The 21,603-nt window shown below is 52.1% G+C and carries 16 protein-coding genes; 9 read left to right on the top strand and 7 right to left on the bottom strand.

All coding sequences use genetic code 11. The features are described 5' to 3' along the window. Window positions 1–301: 301 nt before the first annotated feature. Both OCU43_RS21520 and rsd read right to left on the bottom strand, forming a co-directional pair. Window positions 302–1,282 carry a WD40 repeat domain-containing protein gene (locus tag OCU43_RS21520; protein WP_091360282.1) on the bottom strand — a complete coding sequence of 327 codons (981 nt, stop codon included), beginning with the start codon at window positions 1,280–1,282 and terminating at the stop codon, window positions 302–304. Between the two features lie 43 nt (window positions 1,283–1,325). Further along, window positions 1,326–1,808: a sigma D regulator gene (gene rsd / locus OCU43_RS21515; protein WP_091360284.1), complete on the bottom strand. Its 483-nt coding sequence runs from the start codon at window positions 1,806–1,808 to the stop codon at window positions 1,326–1,328. 334 nt (window positions 1,809–2,142) lie between these two features. Between rsd and OCU43_RS21510 the strand changes: the two genes are divergently transcribed. After that, the gene (locus tag OCU43_RS21510) at window positions 2,143–2,541 is read left to right on the top strand and encodes a flagellar basal body-associated FliL family protein (protein ID WP_091360286.1); all 399 of its coding nucleotides are present in this window, start codon (window positions 2,143–2,145) and stop codon (window positions 2,539–2,541) included. Between the two features lie 68 nt (window positions 2,542–2,609). On the opposite strand, the gene gshA is transcribed toward OCU43_RS21510, so the two are convergent. Further along, window positions 2,610–4,175: a glutamate--cysteine ligase gene (gene gshA / locus OCU43_RS21505; protein WP_091360288.1), complete on the bottom strand. Its 1,566-nt coding sequence runs from the start codon at window positions 4,173–4,175 to the stop codon at window positions 2,610–2,612. Between the two features lie 159 nt (window positions 4,176–4,334). Further along, the gene (gene pyk, locus OCU43_RS21500; protein WP_091360290.1) at window positions 4,335–5,771 is read right to left on the bottom strand and encodes a pyruvate kinase; all 1,437 of its coding nucleotides are present in this window, start codon (window positions 5,769–5,771) and stop codon (window positions 4,335–4,337) included. Between the two features lie 303 nt (window positions 5,772–6,074). Here pyk and OCU43_RS21495 point away from each other — a divergent pair, with 303 nt between their 5' ends. Further along, the gene (locus tag OCU43_RS21495) at window positions 6,075–8,279 is read left to right on the top strand and encodes an ATP-binding protein (RefSeq protein ID WP_245756609.1); all 2,205 of its coding nucleotides are present in this window, start codon (window positions 6,075–6,077) and stop codon (window positions 8,277–8,279) included. A 30-nt stretch (window positions 8,280–8,309) separates the two neighbouring features. After that, window positions 8,310–9,686, top strand: a complete 1,377-nt coding sequence (locus tag OCU43_RS21490; RefSeq protein WP_091360293.1) for a sigma-54-dependent transcriptional regulator — start codon at window positions 8,310–8,312, stop codon at window positions 9,684–9,686. 93 nt (window positions 9,687–9,779) lie between these two features. Here OCU43_RS21490 and OCU43_RS21485 read toward each other — a convergent pair whose 3' ends face one another. Further along, a complete protein-coding gene (locus OCU43_RS21485; protein WP_091360294.1) occupies window positions 9,780–11,375 on the bottom strand; it encodes a methyl-accepting chemotaxis protein in 1,596 nt (531 codons plus the stop codon). A 410-nt stretch (window positions 11,376–11,785) separates the two neighbouring features. Here OCU43_RS21485 and OCU43_RS21480 point away from each other — a divergent pair, with 410 nt between their 5' ends. From OCU43_RS21480 to OCU43_RS21465, 4 genes are all read left to right on the top strand, one after another. Further along, entirely contained in the window at window positions 11,786–12,769 is a 984-nt protein-coding gene (locus tag OCU43_RS21480) for a TRAP transporter substrate-binding protein (protein ID WP_091360296.1), read from the top strand. 237 nt (window positions 12,770–13,006) lie between these two features. Then, window positions 13,007–13,591, top strand: a complete 585-nt coding sequence (locus OCU43_RS21475; protein WP_091360297.1) for a TRAP transporter small permease — start codon at window positions 13,007–13,009, stop codon at window positions 13,589–13,591. Beyond that, on the top strand, window positions 13,588–14,985 hold the full coding sequence (locus OCU43_RS21470) for a TRAP transporter large permease (protein WP_091360299.1): 1,398 nt from the start codon (window positions 13,588–13,590) through the stop codon (window positions 14,983–14,985). The genes OCU43_RS21475 and OCU43_RS21470 overlap by 4 nt, the downstream gene beginning before the upstream one ends. A 187-nt stretch (window positions 14,986–15,172) precedes the next feature. Next, a complete protein-coding gene (locus OCU43_RS21465; protein WP_091360488.1) occupies window positions 15,173–15,673 on the top strand; it encodes a hypothetical protein in 501 nt (166 codons plus the stop codon). A 70-nt stretch (window positions 15,674–15,743) separates the two neighbouring features. Here the strand turns inward: OCU43_RS21465 and ilvA are convergent, their stop codons facing one another. Next, window positions 15,744–17,261 carry a threonine ammonia-lyase, biosynthetic gene (gene ilvA / locus OCU43_RS21460; RefSeq protein WP_091360300.1) on the bottom strand — a complete coding sequence of 506 codons (1,518 nt, stop codon included), beginning with the start codon at window positions 17,259–17,261 and terminating at the stop codon, window positions 15,744–15,746. A gap of 155 nt (window positions 17,262–17,416) precedes the next feature. Here ilvA and rpiA point away from each other — a divergent pair, with 155 nt between their 5' ends. Further along, a complete protein-coding gene (gene rpiA, locus OCU43_RS21455; RefSeq protein ID WP_091360302.1) occupies window positions 17,417–18,088 on the top strand; it encodes a ribose-5-phosphate isomerase RpiA in 672 nt (223 codons plus the stop codon). Window positions 18,089–18,184: 96 nt separating this feature from the next. Here rpiA and OCU43_RS21450 read toward each other — a convergent pair whose 3' ends face one another. Continuing rightward, entirely contained in the window at window positions 18,185–18,313 is a 129-nt protein-coding gene (locus tag OCU43_RS21450) for a hypothetical protein (protein WP_261832958.1), read from the bottom strand. Between the two features lie 336 nt (window positions 18,314–18,649). Between OCU43_RS21450 and OCU43_RS21445 the strand changes: the two genes are divergently transcribed. Beyond that, window positions 18,650–21,544, top strand: a complete 2,895-nt coding sequence (locus OCU43_RS21445) for a DUF748 domain-containing protein (RefSeq protein WP_091360303.1) — start codon at window positions 18,650–18,652, stop codon at window positions 21,542–21,544. The last annotated feature ends 59 nt before the right edge of the window (window positions 21,545–21,603 follow it).

Raw genomic sequence — 21,603 nt, 5'->3', positions numbered from 1 at the left:
ACGGGTAACCGTTTTCGTTTCAGGCTTGCCATTATACAAAAAAGACTCGATCTCGGCATGTATCTCAGCCTTTAGCCGTCCGGAATGAATTTTCGACGTTTGTAAATAAAAGCTTTGTATCGAGAGGAAACGCATTGAGCCGCTAAAATATTTCTCCGTACTTGTCTCGTTCCCAGGCTCCCGCGTGGGGACGAGTGATACATTTCAGGTATCAGCGCTTCTGCTAGCAAGCGAAGCGTCTAGCTCCTGGCAAGTCGCGAAGCGACGTTCTAGTGGTTAAAAACTAAGGCGCCGGAAGCGCCTATTTAAGCTCGTTGATAATTCCATTCGACCCAATCGCATAGTAAACCCCATCGCCAAACCCTACTGAGTAGACGCCGGTGCTGGTGGGGCCGTAGGGGTCGCGTTTATGGATCGCCCAACTGCGCAGCATTTCGCCGCTACTGGTGTTCCATAGCTGGACCGAACCAGAGGCGGTGCCGGTGAGTAGCTGGCTGTTATCCGGTGAAAAGCGGGCGGAGAGGAAACTGAGGCGTTTGCCAAACAGGTCCCGGTTGTCTGACAGGGTATGGAGAACCTTGCCATCCTGAGTGCTCCAGATCACAGCCCGGTCAAGGGTGCCCGAACTGAAGGCCAGTTGTTTGTTGGGTGAGAGTGCTACGGTATCGACAATATTGCCAAACTTGAGGCTGTGGATCACTTTGTTGCTCTGGACATCCCAGAGTTGTGCGTTATAGGCATCATCACCCGTCAGTGCCAGCAGGGCATCTTCGCTGAGGTCGACCGATTTTACCCGGGCATCGTGACGGAAGGTTTGTTTCACTCCGCCGTGTTTTATATCGAAGTAGACTGCGGTATGGTCGGCCAGTCCCAGCAGGGCATAATTACCATTAGGAGACAGGTCCATTGCCAGGATCTCGGCAGGAGAGCTCCAGAACCCTTCAGGTTTGCCGGTGCCCAGATTCCACAGCACCAGATCCTGCTGCTCGGCTGTGGCAGCGTACAGCTCGTCAGGGGAAAATGCGCTGGCGCTGATCAGGCTGTACTCGCCGGCTTTATGGTTCCAGTTATACAGCCGTTCGTGCTGGCTGACGTTCCACAGGCTGCCGCCATGGTTGAATGAGCCGATAACCGCATATTTGGACTGTGGTGACAGTGTCCCTGAATAGGCACCCTGAAGTGCGTATTCAACGTATTTAACGGGTTCATCACTGTCGCTGCAACCGTTCAGTATCGCTGCGGTTAACAATGCGCAAGCGACAGCGCTAAGCCTGTTCTGCATAGTGTGTCTCTAGCCTCTGCGCTCTTACCATACCCTGTTGATGCTATGCCTGGGCTTCAGCAAATACCTGCTCCCGATGAGCAGTATGGAGAATCTCAATCATGGTGTCTTCGAGTGAAAAACGCTCCTCGAGTGCCTCTCCAAGGGAGGATAGCTGGCAGGTCAGTTCATACATCTCCTGCAGAGTTACGCCCTCGAAGCCTGAGTAGATATCATTAAAATCGAGCGCAGCATCGGTGCTGGTCTGGATTTTGGGAAACAGTTCCTGAGCCTTTTCCAGACTGCCATCATTGAACTCGCTGCCCTGTTTCAGCAGCTGCTCGTAGACTTCAAAATGGCCGGACGAGATATAGTCCATCATTAACTGACAAAACTCCTGAATTTTATCATTCAGCGTTTCCTGAACATTCTGCTGCGGCAACGAGACAAAAAAACTGATCAGCTTGCGGCGTTCTTCAAGCCAGTTATCAATAATGTCACTGACACCTCCCCAGCGTTCCTGGGCATTATGGCATTTTTCTAGCATAGCAGGCCTCCTTTTATGTTCAGCACTTGCTGTCTGCGTGCCCCAATACTAATCCTAACGTTGTCACTTCGGCAATAGCCGAAGCGCTTTTCGCTGAGGGCGACGTAAACTTAGTTGCGGGACGCTGATATTTGCTGATAAAGATGATACAACAGGGTACAGGGCAGGTATAAAGGGCATTTCACCGGAGGAGTTCCGTGGTGGTTCAGTCGTAATACAGTCTTTTGAGTATCTGAATTTTTTATATTGTCTTTTCTTGCTAAGATGATGATTTTATTAAACCCACTGAGTTAAGCTCAGAAAAGCTTTCTGCTACCGGATAGGGAAACTGAACATGTTTAAACGCTTTTTACTGGTGCTGTTCCTGGGTGTCCTGATTCAGCCGCTCTGGGCTGCCGATGAACCCGCGCCCGAAGACTATGTTAACTACATTGAACTGAAACCGTTTGTGGCCAATTTTGTCAGCCCGGATAAACTACGTTTTTTGAAGTGTGAAATCACTATTCAGGTGACCAGTCCTGCGGCTCACCATGCGGTTAACTACCATAAGGCGGAGATCCGTCATGAAATACTGATGTTACTCAGTTCGAAGGAGGAGGATCAGCTGAAAACCGTCGATATGCAGCATATTCTTGCTCAGGAGGCGCTGCAAAAAGTGCAGCAGGTATTGCTGGCAGAAGAGGGTGAGGCCTATGTGGCTGATCTGTTCTTCACTAGTTTTGTGTTGCAGTAGCCTTTTATTGGATCAGATAGAAAAGCCCTGCATTTGCAGGGCTTTTTTGTGTTTGCAACAGCGGATCTTTATTGTGCGAGGTAGTTCGCAAGATAGGTGTCAAAGTCCAGCTGATCGCTCAGTTCTATCTGCTTTTGCTCTTCGAAGGAGCTGATCGCCAGCTTTTCCAGATACGTTTGCTGTTCTATCGCCAGTCCCATGCTCAGTATACTATCCCGGTGTTTGCGACTCTGCTGCAGGATAAATGCTTCATATCCCAACCCCGATGTTTTCATGCTGTCCAGAATCTGGGCGGACGGTGTCAGCTCAGGGTTGTCCAGCTTGGCCTGCTGTGCAGATACCGCGTCTGAATAGCGGCTATCACCAGCGACCTGATCCAGAACCGTTGCTGTTTTGAGGATATCACTGAGAATCAGGTGGCCCCACTCGGGGACCGTGATCTGCTGATCGCCACGGGTCAGTGTCAGTCCCGGTTCGCGCCCCCGGTTGACTACCAGGCTGTTGTTGCGGTTTATCAGCTCGCACTCAGGACTGTTGACATCGGTAGGGTCGGATAGCACACAGGTGACCAGAAAGGCATCCATGAAGTCCGCTTGCTGCTGATCGATACCCAGCGGTAACAGGGGATTGATATCGGTATTGCGGACTTCGATATATTCCACGCCCCGTTCTCGTAGTGCATGAACCGGCTTCTCTCCTGACAGACACACCCGTTTTGGGCGGATATCGCTGTAATATTCGTTCTCAATCTGCAATACGTTGCTGTTGAGCTGCTTATAGCCCTGATCGGTCTTTACTCCCAACTTTTCATAAGCCGGGTAGGGCGTATTGATCGCCTGGGTCAGGGTTTTAATATAGGAATCAAGGTGGTTAAAGCAGATATTCAGGCCTGACTGGGCTTTATTTGAGTAGCCCAGGTCGCTCATCCGCAGGGAGGTTGCGTAGGGCCGGTAGAGCGTGTTCTCATCCCACTGTTCCAGATCGTGCTCGCGGCCACGCATAAAGCTGGATGACAGGGCCGGTGATGCACCAAAGAGATAGAGCAGCAGCCATGAGGCACGGCGAAAGTTACGGATCAGCTTAAAATAACCGGCAGAACGAAACTGTTGCAGATCTTCCTGGCTTTGCTGTAATTCGCGCAATACTGGCCACAGTGTTTCCGGCAGGGAAAAGTTGTAATGGATTCCGGCGATCGCTTGCATCATCTTGCCATAACGGTGTTCCAGGCCAACCCGGTAGATAGACTTCAGGCGGCCAACATTGGAACTGCCGAAGCGAGCGATCTGAATCGCATCATCGGATTCAATCTGGCAGGGCATACTGGCCCCCCACAACTCTTCGTCGCCCAGATGCTGATAGGTGAAGCAGTGTAGCTGCTGCAAAAACTGCAGCGCATCAGCAGATTCTCTGAAGGCTGGCGTGATGAACTCAAGCAGGGCTTCGGAATAGTCGGTAGTTATGTGGCTATGGGTGAGCGCTGAGCCGAGTGAGACCGGGTGCCCTGTCTGGCTGATTGCCCCCCTGGAATCAGTGCGCAGCCCCTCCTTCTCAATGCCATGAAGGATGCCGTCAAGTGCCAGAATCTGACCCTTTTCGGTGATTAATTTCAGATTCTGTTCCAGTGCCTCAGACACATCAGGATACCTTTACCGGAGAAAAAGAGCGCTATTATAGCGCAGCATGGGCTAAACATAACCCCGTAAAGAATCGGTTATTCTGAACGCGACATTCTGGGGTAAAAAAGGCCCGCTAACGGGCGCTAGCGGGCCTGGCATAGCCGTTTACTCTCTGGCCTAAGGAACCTGTAGTACCTGCATGGAATTGGTGCTGCCGCTACCAATCACGGCACCCCGGGTGAGCAGTACCAGATCCCCACTGTTGAGCAGTTGTTTCGCTTTGAGATGATCTAGTACCTGACCGTTGAGGTCATCGTTATCGATCTCTGTGGCATCGAACAGCATCGGTTCAACACCGCGGAACAGTGTCATTCGGCTCATCGCTTTTGCACTGCGGGTGAGGGCGTAAATCGGTACCCCGGAGCGGATCCGTGACATCCAGCGGGGGGTGGAGCCTGATTCGGTAAGGCAGATAATCGCTTTCACACCGACCAGGTGGTTGGCCGTATACATCGCCGAGCGGGCGATGGTTTCATCGAACTGTTCGCACTGCTGAGTAATGCTGGTGGGGGCCGGGCGTGACAGCTGATGCTTTTCAGCACCCTGACAGATTTTGGTCATCGCCTGTACAACTTCGACCGGATAGTCACCCGCTGCCGTCTCGGCAGACAGCATCACGGCGTCGGTGCCATCGAGTATCGCGTTGGCCACATCGAAAACCTCTGCCCGTGTCGGCATCGGATTCTGAATCATCGTCTCCATCATCTGAGTTGCGGTAATGACGACCCGATTGAGCTCTCTGGCCCGGTTGATCAGGTGTTTCTGGACGCCGATCAGTTCTGCATCGCCGATCTCTACCCCCAGGTCGCCCCGCGCCACCATGACGCCGTCGCAGGCGAGAATAATATCGTCCAGCGCTTCTGTGGAGCTAACAGTTTCAGCCCGCTCAACTTTGGCAATAATCTCTGCACTGCTGCCGGCAGCATCGAGTAGCTGTCGTGCTTCATGCAGGTCGGCTGAGCTACGGGGAAAGGATACCGCGACATAATCCATATCGATATCTGCGGCCACCAGAATATCCTGCTTATCTTTTTCGGTCAGTGCTGCGGCTGAGAGGCCTCCGCCCTGGCGGTTGATCCCCTTATTGTTTGACAGGGGGCCGCCGATAATCACTTCGCAATTGATCCGGGTGCCCTCAACATCGATCACCTTGAACTGTACCCGACCATCATCCAGCAGCAGGATATCTCCGGGGCGGCTGTCTTCCGGCAGCGCCTTGTAGTCGATACCTACCTGGGTCTGGTCGCCGGCGTAGGTGTCCAGAGAGGAATCCAGTGCAAAATGATCACCCACCGCGAGTTTGATTTTCTGGTCGTCTTTGAAGCGGGCGATACGAATTTTGGGACCCTGCAGGTCTCCCAGTACCGCGACGGGAATTGCCAGCTGATTTGAAATTTCACGCACTTCCCGTGCCCGGCGGCGATGATCATCTGCGCTGCCGTGGGAGAAGTTAAGACGAACAACATTAACGCCGGAGCGGATCAGTTGGCTAAGGATGCCAGGTTTATCGGTTGAGGGGCCCAGAGTAGCGACAATTTTGGTGCGTTTTAGCATGATTAGGATATCCGGTAGACGGTGGATTATTACCTGTTAGACTTTAGATATGGCGCTATTGCAAGATAGAGCTCTGCTAATAGTATTTCAAGCATCTGGTTGGCCGGGTGTACGCTGTGCTGTTTGTCAGCAAGCTGTCGCCTGACGCTATAGGTGTTTGTAATTATATTACAGAATGGGTTTTTTAAAACCGTATTTTACGTTTATTTATCTTTTTTATTATGAGTGTTATTTGATTTTTGTAGTTAAATTACAGAGGTTGTCGTGGTAAGAACACGGTCTCGCCTGTTGTGGGCGCTGTTATTGACAGCATTATTTATTCTGGTGATCTATCAAACCGTTGCGATCAGTCGCTCGCGGGCGGTTGATGATCTGCAGCGAAGTGCGTCTGCCGACCTGAATCGTTATATTCTCAGCCTGCAGCAGGAGCTGGATCGCTATAAGGATCTGCCAAAACTGCTGTCCACACACTCTGAACTGGTAAACCTGTTGCTGCTGCCCGGCAGTGAAGGGATTCATGGTGCCAACCTCTATCTTGAAAAGGTTAACGATACCATCGGTGCTTCAGATACCTATCTGATGGATACTCAGGGTAATACACTGGCGGCCAGTAACTGGTCTAAACCGCAAACTTTTGTCGGCCGGAACTTTTCATTTCGTCCCTATTTCCGGGATGCCATGGAGGGGCGAGGCGGACGTTATTTTGCTTTGGGAACAACCTCCAAGAAGCGGGGGTATTTTTTCTCATATCCGGTTGAATACCGTGGCACTATTCTGGGTGTCATTGTGGTAAAAATTGATCTGAATGATATTGAGACCGACTGGAACGATCCGCTCACTGATATTCTGGTGACCGATGAGGATGGCGTTATCTTTATCAGCACCCGGGCCGAGTGGAAGTTTCGTACCCTTAAGCCTTTACCTCAGGAGGATCTGCAAAGAATTATCTCCAGTCTGCGTTATGGAGATCATCAACTGACATCTCTGTCGATCGTTGAGCGAAAAAAGTTTCAGGATAGTGAACTCGTCACTCTGATTGAGGGGGACACTATCGCCAATGGTGCGCTGGACGGTATTGAGACCCGTCAGTATCTGCAGCAGACCCGCGCAGTGCCCGAGGCGGGATTCAACGTGTCAATCCTGGCGGATCTGAAGCCAGTGGATAAACGGGTATTGAGTAACGCCCTGCTGGCCGGGTTTATCTATAGTGCGCTGGTATTTCTGGTGTTGCTGCTGCTGGCCCGGCGACGAATTGCCCGTGAGCGGGCCCGGTTTAAATTGCAGCAAACCCGGGCACTGGAGCGCAGTGAAGCCCGGGTGCGGGCAATTATTGATAATACGCACGCGGGGCTGATCACGCTGGATGCACATGGCCTCATCGAATCGTTTAACCCCACGGCGGAAAAACTGTTTGGCTATCGTTCCGATGTGATCGTCGGTGAATACTTCAGCAAACTGATCGGCTATCAGGATCGGGCGGTTTGCTGGCAACATATCTCTCAGGAGAGCGGTGCCCGTCAGCTCAGCGAACTGATGGTGGAGGTCAGCAGTGTGCGGGCCGATGGCTCGCAGTTTCCGGTCGAGCTGATTATTGGCCGGATGTCCGACAGTAGTGTCAATCGCTTTGTTGTGACGATTCATGATATTACCGAGCGTAAAGAGAATGAGGAACAGCTGCGCGAAGCTCGTGATCAGTTGGAACAGCGTGTATCTGAACGGACTGAGGATCTGACCCGGGCAAATGAGCGGTTGCTGCAGGAGGTTGAGGAGCATAAGCATACTCAGAATGAACTGATTCAGACCGCTAAGCTGGCGGTGATCGGGCAGATGTCTGCGGGCATCAACCATGAGCTGAATCAGCCGCTGACCGCGATTCGTAGTTACGCGGATAATGCTCTCTCTTTTCTGAAGCTGGGCAAAACTGAGAAGGTGAGCAGTAATCTGAATGAGATCAGCGGGCTGACGGTGCGAATGGCTAAAATCATTGCGCCGCTGAAAGAGTTTTCCCGTAAAACCAGTGGTCAGGCGACGCTGGTGAGCCTGAAAGCGGTGCGTGATGGTGCGATGTCTATTATGTATGGCCGCCTGGATCGGGAAAATGTGAAAATTGAATGGCCCGATAAGCTGGATCAGATCTTTGTCCTCGGCGATATGCTGAGGCTTGAGCAGGTGGTGGTTAACCTTATCAGTAATGCGCTGCAGGCGATGGAGGGCGGCACTGAAAAATGGATTGAGATCAGTATTCAGCGTCAGGATGACCGGTTGAACCTCTGTTTTCGGGACCACGGTCCGGGTATCCCTCAGTCTGAACTGGGAAAGGTGTTTGAGCCTTTCTATACCACGAAGAAAGCGGGGCAGGGGCTGGGGCTGGGGTTGTCAATTTCCCATCGGATAATCGAGTCGATGGATGGCGATCTGAGTGTGAGTAATCACCCTATGGGGGGCGCGGTATTCACTATCAGTTTGCCCGCAGCAGATGCGCCAGCATCGGTTGTCGGGTTAGAATGATGATTCCTATTTCAGAGATAAGAGCCCCCGATGAACCGTGAAACTTCGGCTGAACAGCTGCAACCGCACCAGATCCTGTTGGTCGATGATGAAAAGCATATCCGCCTGGCAGCGGCGCAAACGCTGGAGCTGGCGGGCTATGAAGTGGTCTGCGCCGATAGCGCTGAGAAAGCGCTGACCCTGCTTGACCGGGACTGGCCCGGAGTGGTGGTCAGTGATATCAATATGCCAGGGATTGATGGCCTTGAGCTGATGCAGCGTATCATCACCATTGATAACGACCTGCCGGTGATTCTGATTACCGGTCATGGCGATATATCGATGGCGGTCAGTGCCATGCGAGATGGTGCTTATGATTTTATCGAGAAGCCCTTCTCCTCTGAGCTACTCAATGATGTGGTCCGTCGTGCGGCAGAGAAGCGTCGGCTGACACTGGAAAACCGGGCCCTGCGTAAAGCGCTGGAAGCGCAGGGCGGCATCGGCCCAAGGATTATCGGCAACTCTCCCCGTATTCAGCAGCTGAGGGCGATGATTCAGCATATTGCGGATACGCCTGCCGATATTCTGATACAGGCTGAAACCGGTTCGGGTAAGGATCTGGTGGCACGCTATATTCATGAGCACAGCAACCGCCGGGAGAAGAACTTTGTTGCCATTAACTGCGGTGCGGTGCCGGAACATCTGATAGAGAGTGAACTGTTCGGCCATGAGAAGGGGGCGTTTACCGACGCGAAGAGTCGTCGCATCGGTAAGTTCGAGCATGCTAACGGTGGCACTCTGTTTCTCGATGAGATTGAGAGTATGCCGCTCTCCCTGCAGGTCAAATTATTGCGGGTTCTGGAGGAGCGGGCAATTGAGCGACTGGGGTCGAATGAGCTGATCCCCCTGGATATAAGGGTAGTTGCTGCCACCAAGGTTGATCTCAAAGAGCTGAGTGAGCAGGGGGACTATCGCGAGGATCTGTATTACCGCCTCAATGTTGTGAGTCTGGAGATCCCCCCTTTGAGGGAGCGGCGAGAAGATATTCCGATGTTGTTTCAGCACTTTGCCCTGATTGCATCTGCGCAGTATCAGAAAGAGGTGCCACAGTTGAGCGCAGAGAATATCAGGGCATTGGTGGCGCATCACTGGCCTGGTAATGTCCGCGAGTTGCGCAATATCGCCGAGCGTTATGTATTGCTGGGTCCCGCTTATCAGTTTGAGGTTGGGGCCGCAGGGGAGCACGTGGCGACGGCGCAGATGACGTTGCCTGAACAGGTTGAGCAGTTTGAAAAGCTGGTGCTGGAAGAGGAGTTATCCCGTAACAGTGGTTCGCTGAAGCTGACTCAGGAGAAGTTGGGGCTACCCCGTAAAACGCTGTACGACAAAATGAAAAAGTACGGACTGGACAAAAAAGACTATAAGTAGCGATCTTGTAAGTCAGAGATTCTGTGCTGACTGCAGATAAATAAACGGCGACCTTAAGGTCGCCGTTTTTGTAGGCTAAAAAGCAGGTGCCAATCAGAGTTTGAACTGGCTGGCGCGCTTTTCCAACTCGTCAGCCAGATTGTTGATCTGTACTGAGATCGCCGACAGGCGAACCACCCGCTCCTTAGCGTGGTCACTGCCTTCATTTATCTCATTTACTGCGCCTTCGATCTCCAGTGTGGCAGCACTGCTCTGTTTGACAGACTCGGAGATGCTATGGTTTGTTTCTGCGATCGACTCCATCTCTTTCTGAATGTTGAACAGTACAGCGGAGGTTTCCTGAATCTCTTTTACATTCGATTCGGTGGCTGCGCTTGCCTGCCCCATCACCTGGGCGGCCCCCTTAGCATTCTGCTGTAGCGAGCCTATAATGCCGTTGATCTCAACAGTGGCATTCTGAGTGCGCTGCGACAGGGTGCGTACTTCATCGGCAACCACGGCAAAGCCGCGTCCCTGCTCTCCGGCACGGGCCGCTTCAATGGCTGCGTTGAGTGCCAGCAGGTTGGTCTGCTCGGCGATATCCTGAATAACGCTGAGGACCGCATCAATGTTATAGCTTTGCTGCTCCAGCTGAACAATGACATCGGTGGCGTGCTTGATCTGTTGCTGCAGTGCCTCAATCTTTTTCACTGTGCCGGTGGTGATATCCACACCGCTACGGGTTTCCTGCAATGCTTTGTCAGACGCTTTGATCGTGACATCTGCGGTAGCGGAGACATTCTGAGTGGCACCGTCCATCGCGATCATCGCATTAGTGACCGCCTCGGCGCGGCTGATCTGCTTTGCCGTACCAATATTCGCCAGCTCAGTAACGTCCTTAATCTGCTGGCTGCACTGTCCCAGCATGGCGATCGATTGCACCACGTGATCGATACTGTCATGGAAGGTTCTCAGCATGCTATTGAACGATGCAGACATCTGTCCGATTTCGTCATTGGATTCGATCTTCAGCTGTTGGGTCAGGTCGGCATTCTGTTCAATCTCGCGGATAGTGTCGTTCATCGTATTGATCGGTTTTAGCACAATTCGGTGAATCATCCAGCCCACCAGAAAGAGTGCGATGATAAACATGCCCAGCTCGACCAGCGCAATATTGCGAATGTTGGCAAAGATATGTTTATCAATATTGGCGAATGAGTAGGTAACCCGCACGGCACCCAGGATCGTGCCCTCTTCAACCGGGTGGCACTGAAGGCAGTTAGTACCTTTATAGTCAGAGCTGGCGTGCATTGGTCGTACAACAGTCATGCGGTGGCCCTTTTCATCATCCAGTTCGACCGCAATGGTTTCACCATTCATCGCCCGTTTATCCAGGTCATCCTGAATGTGGGAGTCCGGCGTGCCTTCGCCGTACATAGAGCGAACTGGCTCGCCACGAATAATACGCGCTTCGGTGAGTTCCGGGTTGCCGAGAATCTTAGACTGCAGCGTCTGCCGGTTAGCCATCGCGCCACTCAGCATCATGATGTTAATACTGTCAAAATAGGCCTCGGCGGTATTTTGGGTGTTTTTCAGGGCAATATCAGAAGACAGATTGGTTTCACTTCGATAGATGACTGAGACGGAGGTGATAAGAACGATTAAAAAAACAAATGCCAGACTTAGGTTTACTTTAGTTTGGATCGCCATGTTGTATTATCCGCATGATTTTCGGCTCTGAATTCGTACTTAATATACCCTAACTGTTACCGTTGGTGCGACAGCCTGTGTCAGCATTTTGAGTATTATTTTGCGACACTTGCGGTTGGCATCTTGACTTTTTATCTGTAATCGCTTGTGACAGGTTGGGTGGAAACTCACCCGTGAAGAACTGTTATTTTGGGTGGATTATCACCCATGCGTCATGGGGGATTCTTTTGCTTGCACAGGAGAGTAGATAGTTAACTATTTGATTTATAAGCATTAAAAAAATATTTTATATCTATAGTAATAGTTGGCCTGCACATTGCTGCTATAAAGGTTGAGTGAATAACTGAGCGTGGGTTCTGCTGTTAGACCCAAAAAAAGCGCCTGAATAATTACAAAACTGGAGAAGCAATATGCGTTTATTTTCTGCTGCCGTTACGGCAATGGCTCTGACTCTTGGTGCAACCTCTGCAATGGCTGCCCCGATTGAAATTAAATTCTCACACGTAGTGGCTGAAAACACTCCCAAAGGCCAGATGGCAACCAAGTTTGCTAAACTGGTGGCTGAGCGTCTGCCGGGTAAAGTGGAAGTAAAAGTTTTCCCAAGTTCACAGCTGTTTGGAGACAACAAGGTTCTCGAAGCGATGCTGTTGGGCGATGTTCAGATGGCTGCACCAGCGCTGTCTAAGTTCCAGAAATATACCGATAGCCTGCAACTGTTCGATCTGCCGTTCCTGTTTAAGGACATGGCTGCGGTAGAACGTTTCCAGAGCGGTCCTGTAGGCCAGGAGATGCTGACTTCACTTGAGTCAAAAGGCCTGGTGGGTCTGGGTTACCTGCACAACGGTATGAAACAGCTGTCTGCCAGCAATCCGATCAAAGTGCCTGCGGATGTAAGCGGTAAGAAGTTCCGTATTATGACGTCTGATGTGCTGCAGGCACAGTTTGAAGCGGTTGATGCGGTACCTCTGAAGAAGCCGTTCTCTGAGGTATTCACCCTGTTGCAAACCAAAGCGATTGATGGTCAGGAAAACACCTGGTCAAACATCTACTCTAAGAAGTTCTATGAGGTTCAGCCTTACATCACTGAGTCAAACCACGGTGTACTGGATTACATGGTTGTGACTTCTGCTGAGTTCTGGAACAGCCTGGATGACGATGTGCGTGCTGAGCTGAAAAAAGCCCTGGATGAGTCAATCGCCTACGGCAATAAGATTGCAGCGCAGAAAGCCGAAGACGACAAGCAGGCGATCATCGATTCAAAACGTTCTGAAGTGATCGAGATGACACCTGCAGAGCGTGCCCAGTGGGTGACTGCTATGAAACCAGTATGGAAGCAGTTCGCTGGTGCGATCGGTCAGGACCTGATTGACGCGGCTGAAGCGTCTAACCAGTGATCTGCGTCCGGTCTCCCTCTGCGGAGGCCGGCACAACATTGCTGCAGTGGGAGTATAGGCCCCGCTGCAGCCCCTCTTCTCTCTAAACCACTTGTGAGGCAACACAGGAGAGTCACGTTGGCTCGGCGGGTCTTGCTGGTTTGCTGCAAGGCTGTCCTGTGGTGCATGCACAATAAAAAGATTTGCAGAGTGATCTCTGTTCGCTGAACGTTGCTCTGTGGCTCTAAGGGGGCCGTTATGGTTCGTAATCTGGTGACACAACTGGAAGAGGCATTCCTCTCCCTGCTGCTGGTAGCGATGACGCTACTGGTATTTGCCGAAGTGGTGATGCGCTTCGGATTTAACTCCGGGATCCACTGGGCTCAGGAGCTGACCCTGCTAATGGCCGCCTGGTTTGTCCTTTATGGTGCGTCATACGGTGTTAAGGTTGGCGCGCATATCGGTGTCGATGTCTTTGTTAAGCTTCTGCCAAGCAAGGCGCATCGTTTTTTTACGCTTCTGGCGGTCGTACTGTGTCTGATCTATTGCGGACTATTTCTTTATGGTTCCTGGATCTATCTGAGCAAGATGAAGATGATCGGAATCGAGCTGGAAGATATGCCGGTGCCCAAATGGTTGGCGATGAGCATACTGGTGTTCGGCTTTGTTATGCTGATTGTGCGCTTTCTGCAGCTGGGCTGGAAAGTGATCACCAGAGAAGCTGATGGTTTCCACTTCAGCGATGAAGCGGAAGAGAGTATGGAGCTTGCTAAAGAGCTTCAGGGGCTGGAGTCAAAAGATCAGCCTGATCCAGATGCAAACAATAAGGAGGGGCGGTCATGACTACAGCAGCATTATTTATCATCCTGTTTGCCTGTATGTTTATGGGCATGCCGATTGCTATTGCACTGGGATTATCCAGTGTGGCAACGATTCTGATGTTCTCCCACGATTCATTGGCGTCTGTCTCTCTGAAGCTGTTTGAAGCAACGTCAGAGCATTATACGCTGCTGGCCATTCCGTTTTTTATCCTTTCTTCCGCCTTTCTCTCAACCGGGGGCGTGGCGAAGCGACTGATCAACTTTGCTGTCGACAGTGTAGGGCATATCCGCGGTGGTTTAGCGATGGCTTCGGTGCTGGCCTGTATGCTGTTTGCTGCGGTTTCCGGGTCCTCACCTGCTACGGTTGCGGCGATTGGTACCATCGTTATTGCAGGCATGGTGCGTTCCGGTTATCCGGAATCGTTTGCGGCGGGGGTTATTGCCAATGCCGGTACTCTGGGTATTCTGATTCCACCCTCAATCGTTATGCTGGTGTACGCCGCAGCCACTGAAGTGTCGGCATCACGGATGTTTATGGCGGGCTTTATTCCTGGTCTGATGATGGGAGGCATTCTGATGATTGCCATCTATATCGCGGCCCGGATCATGAAGCTTCCCGCTGAACCGTTCCCTGGTGTGGCCCAGCTGGGCAAGTCATTTATGGTCGCCCTCGGCGGTCTGATGCTGATCATTATCGTACTCGGGTCTATCTACGGTGGTATTGCCAGTCCGACCGAGGCGGCGGCGGTGGCTGCAGTCTACGCGTATATGGTATCGGTGCTGGGGTACCGGGATATCGGTCCGATGAAAGGGATCGCCTGGCGCAACGAGGGTGAAGGGATAGCCGCTGCCGTCGCGCGTAACCTGTTGCAGATGCTTTGGGCTCTTCCAAAATCGATTCGTCATCCTGAAGTGCGTAAGGTGATTCTGGACGCCTCTAAAGTGTCCCTGATGCTGCTCTTCATCATTGCCAACGCGATGCTGTTTGCGCACGTACTGACTACTGAGCGGATCCCTCATCAGATCGCTGAAACCATTGTTCACTGGGGGCTGCCTGCCTGGGGGTTCCTGATCGTGGTGAATATTCTGTTGCTGATTGCGGGTAACTTCATGGAGCCTTCAGCGATCCTGCTGATTATGGCGCCCATCCTGTTCCCAATCGCGATGAAGCTGGGTATCGATCCGATCCATCTGGGTATTATCATGGTGGTGAATATGGAGATCGGTATGCTTACGCCGCCGGTGGGACTCAATCTGTTCGTTACGGCGGGCATAACCGGCAAGAATATGATCTGGGTTATCAAGGCCTGTCTGCCATGGCTATGTCTGTTGCTGATGTTCCTGATGCTGATTACCTATATACCGCAGATCTCTCTGTTCCTGCCGGAGTACATTGATCAGTTGAAGGGGTATTAACTTTTAATCCGATGGGTTCTGAGGAGCCCGGACATCGGTTGATAGTCAGTTGCTTATCCTCCCAATCCGGATAAGCTGCTGTTGCTGGCCGCGCATCGTCATCGATGTGCGGCCTTTTTTATGTCGTCAGAAAATCTTAAATCCATTATAATTGCCGGCCTGTTTATCAATCACTGATGGATTTATTGTGTTGGGTTATATCGCTGTTGTTTGGGGATTTATCGGCATCGCCTTTATCTTTGGCAATGCTATTGTACGCATCGGTACGATAGGTCTGGATACGTTCACCTATTCACTGAACTGGTACCACTGGGCGGCACTGGCGTTTAGTGTACTGTTTATGGGCTTTGCTGAGGGATACAAAGGCTTTCAGCGTGCCTATTCGCCCAGAGTGGCGGCGCGGCTACTCTACCTGCGGGACCATGTGACGCCGCTGCGACTGATTCTGGCGCCGCTGTTTTGTATGGGATTTTTTCATATTCGGCGTAAGCGGATGATTATCACCTACTGCCTGCTGTTGGGGATTATTGCTCTGATACAGCTGGTGCATCTGTTGCAGCAACCCTGGCGAGGCATTATTGATTTTGGGGTTGTGGTGGGCCTGAGCTGGGGAACAACATCGATTTTACTGTTTGTGCTGAAAGCATTTTTTACCGATAAATTCAGCCACTCGCCGGAAATGCCGTAAATAAACTGGCAGGCAGGTCCGGACAAAAAAACGCACCTGTTGAAGGTGCGTTTTTTTTATGCAGATTGTGTCAGCCCAGAAATAGTTTATATGCCGGGTTTTCGGTCTCTTCCCAGTAGTTGTAACCAATATCATCTAGAAACTGAGTCACTTGCAGACGCTCATCTTCAGGCACCTGCAAACCGACCAGCACCCGGCCGTAGGCGGCACCATGGTTACGATAGTGGAACATGGAGATGTTCCAGCGCCCCCCCAGCTTTTTCAGGAAATTCATCAGTGCACCGGGGCGTTCAGGGAATTCAAAGCGGTAGAGAATCTCATTGGTAACCGAGTTAGGAGCATGACCGCCCACCATATAGCGGACATGGAGCTTGGCCATCTCGTTGTCTGACAGGTCGATCACTTTATAGGCTTCGGATTTCAGCTCTGTGAGCAGCTCTGCGCGGGCATCGATACCGGACCGTAACTGTACCCCGACAAAGATCTGAGCATCATTATCATCAGCATAGCGGTAGTTAAACTCGGTGATGTTGCGTTTGCCCAGCGCGCTGCAGAACGCTTTAAAACTGCCAGGTCTTTCCGGAATCTTAACGGCGATAATCGCTTCCCGGTTTTCACCCAGCTCAGAGCGCTCGGCAATATGGCGCAGGCGATCAAAGTTGACATTGGCACCGCTGTCAATGGCGATCAGGGTCTGGTTTTTGGCGCTCTCCCGGGCGACATATTTCTTCAGGCCGGCAACCGCAAGGGCACCGGCAGGTTCGGTAATTGAGCGGGTATCTTCGAAGATATCCTTGATGGCAGCACAGATCTCATCGGTGTTGACGGTGATCACTTCATCAACAAACTGCTGACACAGCTCGAAGGTGTTCTCGCCGATCTGGGCTACTGCGACACCATCGGCAAAAATACCGACCTGGGGCAGAATCACCCGTTCACCGGCTTCCAGAGCGGCTTTAAGGCAGGCTGAATCTTCTGACTCAACGCCGATCACCTTTGTTTCGGGCCGCAAATACTTGATATAGACCGCGATACCTGAGATCAGGCCGCCACCGCCTACCGGAACGAAAACCGCATCGATAGGGCCGCTTTCCTGACGCAGCAGTTCCATCGCAATGGTACCCTGTCCCGCGATCACATCGATATCATCGTAGGGGTGAACGTAGGTTAAGCCCTGCTCTTCAACCAGTTTGAATGAGTGCCGGGAGGCTTCATCGAAGGTTTCGCCATGCAAAACAACCTTGCCGCCCCGTGCCCGGACGCTGTTAACTTTAATATCCGGGGTGGTTTTGGGCATCACTATGGTCGCTTTAACCCCGAGGATTTTGGCAGACATCGCCAGCCCCTGAGCATGGTTGCCAGCCGATGCCGCGATAACACCCCGTTTGCGCTCCTCCTCGGTCAGTTGAGCCATCTTGTTGTAGGCACCCCGGAGTTTGAAGGAGAATACCGGTTGCAGGTCTTCCCGTTTCAGCAAAACCCGGTTGTCCAGGCGGCTGCTGAGACTGGTTGCTTCGTCAAGTGGCGTTTCGATGGCTGCGTCATAGACGCGGGCATCAAGAATTTTCTTTATATATCGGTGAGCCATGGGGTGCTTTCAATCTGTTGCTGCGGTCCTGCGTAGGAGGCAGTGTGAATAAAGCGTTAAATGGTAATCTCTGAGAGAGTTTTCGTCTATAAGATATCGATCAATCAGCGTATAATCTCGCCAGTTAACGACATTTATACGGGGTTTCCCAAAATATGACACAGGATGAGATGAAGCTGGCAGTCGCCCAGGCTGCAGTGGCCTATATCCAGCCGAAACTGAGCCGCGATTCAATCGTGGGTGTTGGCACCGGTTCCACGGCAAACTTTTTTATCGATGAGCTGGCAAAGATTAAGCATCTGTTTGAAGCGGCTGTCGCCAGTTCAGAGGCCACTGCCGAACGTCTCAGAGGCCACGGTATCGACGTGTATGATATGAACTCAGTTGATCAGATGGAGGTGTATGTCGATGGCGCCGATGAGTTTGATGGCCGACTGAATCTGATCAAAGGTGGCGGTGGCGCGCTGACCCGGGAAAAAATTGTTGCAGAGGTGGCCAAAGAGTTTGTCTGTATCGTCGATGAGACCAAGAAAGTTGATCTGCTGGGGGCGTTTCCACTACCGGTGGAAGTGATTCCGATGGCCCGGTCACAGGTAGCCCGCAGGCTGGTGCAGCTGGACTGTATGCCGGTTTACCGGGATGGGTTTGTGACCGATAACGGCAATATCATCCTCGATCTGCATGGCCTGGAGATCGAACAACCGCGCGAACTGGAAACCGAAATTAATAATATCGTTGGTGTTGTGACTAACGGTTTGTTTGCCCGGCGCGGCGCCGACGTCGTGCTGATGGCAACTCCTGAGGGGGTTGAAACTCTTACCCGGTAAGTCAGATGGTAACCTGCGGACAATAAAAAAGGCCTTCAGAAGAAGGCCTTTTTTATGTTTAACCGTAACGGCTTCAACCGTAGTACAGCGCTTGAATTACATCGCCTGTACTACATGGCTCCAGCCAATAATGGCAGGCATGCAGATCCATGCCAGAGCGCCAGCGTTGATCAGGAGCCAGATCGGACCTGAGCTGTCACGGAAGTTTTTGTCATGGTTTGCCATGATTATTCACCCGTAGTCATTGATAGAACTGTTATGAACCGCACTGCTGCGTGCCTTAGGGCATCTTTTATAAACGGTCCGGGGCGCGATTCTACCAGCTAGTCGCTTTTCTGGGTAGCGATAATTGGTCTTAATCCTTATGGCATCCGTACACCCCCGGATTAATGGTTTCGGCACCGTGATTTTCAACGGGCTCAGTGCCCTAAGCTGGTCGCTGAATCAACGGCTTAGCAGCATTACTCGTAACGGGCGGTCTGGACAGATTCGCTCCCCGCCCCTGAGACAACCTGCTAATATCAATAGATATCGGATCAGAACTGCAGACGGACAGATAGTATGAGCGTGAAAAGGGTTGTACGTGGCATTGTCATTATCGTGTTGGTTGTTTTCTTAGGGCTGCATACTGCGATTCAACTGGGACGGGATTACGCCGTTCAGTGGCTGCTCGATCAGGGGGCCAGCAGTGCCAGGATCTACTCAATATCTGTCAACTGGTTTACCGGCCGGGTAGCGCTGCACGGAGTGTCGGTTATTACTCCTGACCAGCCGGCGCTGCGCCTCGATCAACTGGTGGTCGATCTCGATTATGCGGCGCTGATGCAGCAACGCATCCTGATCAGTGATCTGACCCTGCAGGGCGTGAATCTGTTTCTGCACGAACAGGCGGAGGTCGAACCGCGTCAGTTTTATCTTGGCCCGGTGGCGTTGCCGGGGGCCTCTTCTGACAAGCCTGAGGCGCCCCGGGCCGAACCTTCCGCCTGGCAGTTTGGCCTGGCACACCTGAATATTTCCGATCTTAGCTGGCGGTCACAACTGCAAGAGGGGGATCACCAGCTGCGTATCGATAGCGCGGAACTGGATACCTTTTATACCTGGCAGGAGGAGGCGATCACCCATCTGTCTATTCAGGGGGCTATCAATGGTGCCGGGTTTAATCTGGCGACACAGGGGCAACCGTTACCAGCAACCAAACGTTCCGAGCTGCACCTGAAACTGGAGCGGCTGCCGCTGCACTCTTTCACCGCCCCCTTCGTACCAGAGTTGCAGGCAACCCTCACCACCGATCTGACGCTCGCGGTTGTCGCCGGTGAGCAGATCAGTATCACCCAGAGCGGCAATGTTCAACTGGATGATTTTAGTTGGAAGCAAACCGGCCTGGATCTGGATCAGCAGACGCTTATCTGGAATGGCCAGACCGAGTTTAAGATGAGTGCCGGTAAACCCGAGTCCGTTATGGTTGAGGGGGAGCTGAATATGGCTGCGTTGGGGCTGGTGGCTGATGCACTGAAGCTGCAGCTTGGCGAGAGCCGCTGGCAGGGTCACACGGAACTGAGTTTTGGTGAACCGGGTATTCAGCAGGTGGGTGTAAAAGGTCAGTTGGATATGACCGCGTTGGATGTTGATAGTGAGGCCAGCAATCTGACGTTGCAGAGTGGCACGTGGCAGGGTGATACCCGTGTAAACTTCAGTGCTGATGGTATTGATAAGGTCGCAATGGATGGGCAGTTAAACATGGCTGCATTAGACCTCATGGGTGATGATGGCCTGAAGCTGCAGTTGAGCAGCGCGGCCTGGCAGGGAACAAGCGGGCTGGGCTTTAATCAGGCCGGGGCTGATCAGGTTGATGTGCAAGGGCAACTGAAAACCCGTCAGTTGTTGTATCAGATGGCTGATCGTATGCAGGCCAGAGTGAATTCGATTGATTGGCAGGGCGACGGTATCGCTTTGGCGTTGCAGCAACAGCCGATAACGATTAACGGTGAAAAAGGTCAGCTGAAGCTGGCGGGGGTCGAAGTGAAGGCGCTGCAGGGGGATCAGCAACTGGTCACGTTAAACCACGCGCAGTTCAGCGATATCGGTTTGTCGCTGCCGGAGAAACTCAGTCTGGGAGCGTTGAAGGCTGACGGGATCGCACTGTCTCCGCAGGCTGACGCGACTCTGGCAACATTGAACCTGAGGCTTAGTGATGTTGATTTGGCACCAGACAAAGCGGTCTCGATTAATCGGGTTGAGCTACAGGATTTACAGTTAAACGAGCAACTCAGTGCCGAGAAGCAACCGCTGGGTGTATCTCGTTTGCAGCAGGGAATTAACAATCTGCTGCCATCGGCAGAAGCCAGTAATACGACCGCCAGCAGCTCCTCTGCTGCGGGTGCCGAGCCGTCACTACGTGTGCAGGTGAAGGAACTGGTTATCAGCGGGGACAGTAAGGCGATGTTTACCGATAACTCAACCTCGCCCCCTTTTCATTCTGAAATTCTCATCGATAAAGCGCTGTTACAGAGGCTGGATAGTGGCAGCAAAGCTCCGGCAACCTTTGATCTGGCGCTGAAAGTGGGCGGCTTTACCACCCTGATGCTGAATGGTGAAACCGACCTTGTCGGCGGTGGCGAAAATGCCAGTTGGAAAGGGTCCCTGAAGCAACTGGAACTGCCCCGGCTGAGCCCCTATAGCATCGAGTATACCGGCTATTATTTGCAAAATGGACAGTTGCAACTGAACAGCTCAGGTAGCCTGGACGGTGGAAAGATCAGCGGTAAAAATGAGATTAAGATCCATCGTTTAGAGGTGGAGCCTGCGGATCAGCAGCAGATGGCAAAATTCAGTAAACAGTTGTCGATGCCGTTAGGTACTGCGATCTCTGTTTTGCAGGATAGCGATGACAATATCGATCTTGATGTGCCCATCAGTGGCTCACTGGAAGACCCGGATTTTGGTTTACAAAGTATTGTTAGCCGGCTTGCTGGCAAAGGCCTTAAACAGGCTGCTTTCAGTATCCTGCTCAAATCTCTGCAGCCCTACGGGACCCTTATCAGTCTGGCGGCCAGTGCGGCCAAAGACGGCAGTTTTATTACCCTTGATCCGGTAGTGTTTGCCCCCGGTCGTGCCGAGCTGGATGATTATGCACAGGGCTATCTGACGAAAATTGAATCGATGATGACTGAGCGTAAAGGGATGCGACTGAATATCTGCGGTCAGGCAGTGCAGCAGGATCAGGCGTTGATCCGTGCCGCCCTGGAAGCGGATAATAAAAAACGGGACAAACCTTTTACACCTGAGGAGTTGGCGGCTTTGGAGAGGCAACAGCTGGAAGCGCTGGCGCAACAGCGCTCGGACCGGGTGAAACAGCAACTGACGCAGAAGATCCCCGGAGAGCGGTTGTTTAGCTGCTTTCCGGTTCCCTCTCTGGATGACCCTCAGGCTAAGCCTTCAGCTACGCTTGGATTGTAAGCCAGGAGAGTGCGTCAGGAAGGAGCGTCTGGAAGGTGAGTACGGCTTTTTATGGCCCC

Source organism: Amphritea atlantica (genome assembly GCF_024347255.1).
Taxonomy (GTDB): Bacteria; Pseudomonadota; Gammaproteobacteria; order Pseudomonadales; family Balneatricaceae; genus Amphritea; species Amphritea atlantica.
The sequence above is the reverse complement of the archived record's forward strand: the minus strand, read 5'-3'. Positions and strand labels throughout refer to the sequence as shown.

What these genes read in the sequence shown, in the direction of transcription:
- OCU43_RS21475 (WP_091360297.1), top strand. Translation starts at nt 13,007, where the DNA reads ATGGTTCGTAATCTGGTGACACAACTGGAAGAGGCATTCCTCTCCCTG.
- OCU43_RS21445 (WP_091360303.1), top strand. Translation starts at nt 18,650, where the DNA reads ATGAGCGTGAAAAGGGTTGTACGTGGCATTGTCATTATCGTGTTGGTT.
- pyk (WP_091360290.1), bottom strand. Translation starts at nt 5,771, where the DNA reads ATGCTAAAACGCACCAAAATTGTCGCTACTCTGGGCCCCTCAACCGAT.
- OCU43_RS21480 (WP_091360296.1), top strand. Translation starts at nt 11,786, where the DNA reads ATGCGTTTATTTTCTGCTGCCGTTACGGCAATGGCTCTGACTCTTGGT.
- rsd (WP_091360284.1), bottom strand. Translation starts at nt 1,808, where the DNA reads ATGCTAGAAAAATGCCATAATGCCCAGGAACGCTGGGGAGGTGTCAGT.
- OCU43_RS21450 (WP_261832958.1), bottom strand. Translation starts at nt 18,313, where the DNA reads ATGGCAAACCATGACAAAAACTTCCGTGACAGCTCAGGTCCGATCTGG.
- OCU43_RS21485 (WP_091360294.1), bottom strand. Translation starts at nt 11,375, where the DNA reads ATGGCGATCCAAACTAAAGTAAACCTAAGTCTGGCATTTGTTTTTTTA.
- ilvA (WP_091360300.1), bottom strand. Translation starts at nt 17,261, where the DNA reads ATGGCTCACCGATATATAAAGAAAATTCTTGATGCCCGCGTCTATGAC.
- OCU43_RS21490 (WP_091360293.1), top strand. Translation starts at nt 8,310, where the DNA reads ATGAACCGTGAAACTTCGGCTGAACAGCTGCAACCGCACCAGATCCTG.
- OCU43_RS21520 (WP_091360282.1), bottom strand. Translation starts at nt 1,282, where the DNA reads ATGCAGAACAGGCTTAGCGCTGTCGCTTGCGCATTGTTAACCGCAGCG.
- OCU43_RS21470 (WP_091360299.1), top strand. Translation starts at nt 13,588, where the DNA reads ATGACTACAGCAGCATTATTTATCATCCTGTTTGCCTGTATGTTTATG.
- rpiA (WP_091360302.1), top strand. Translation starts at nt 17,417, where the DNA reads ATGACACAGGATGAGATGAAGCTGGCAGTCGCCCAGGCTGCAGTGGCC.
- OCU43_RS21510 (WP_091360286.1), top strand. Translation starts at nt 2,143, where the DNA reads ATGTTTAAACGCTTTTTACTGGTGCTGTTCCTGGGTGTCCTGATTCAG.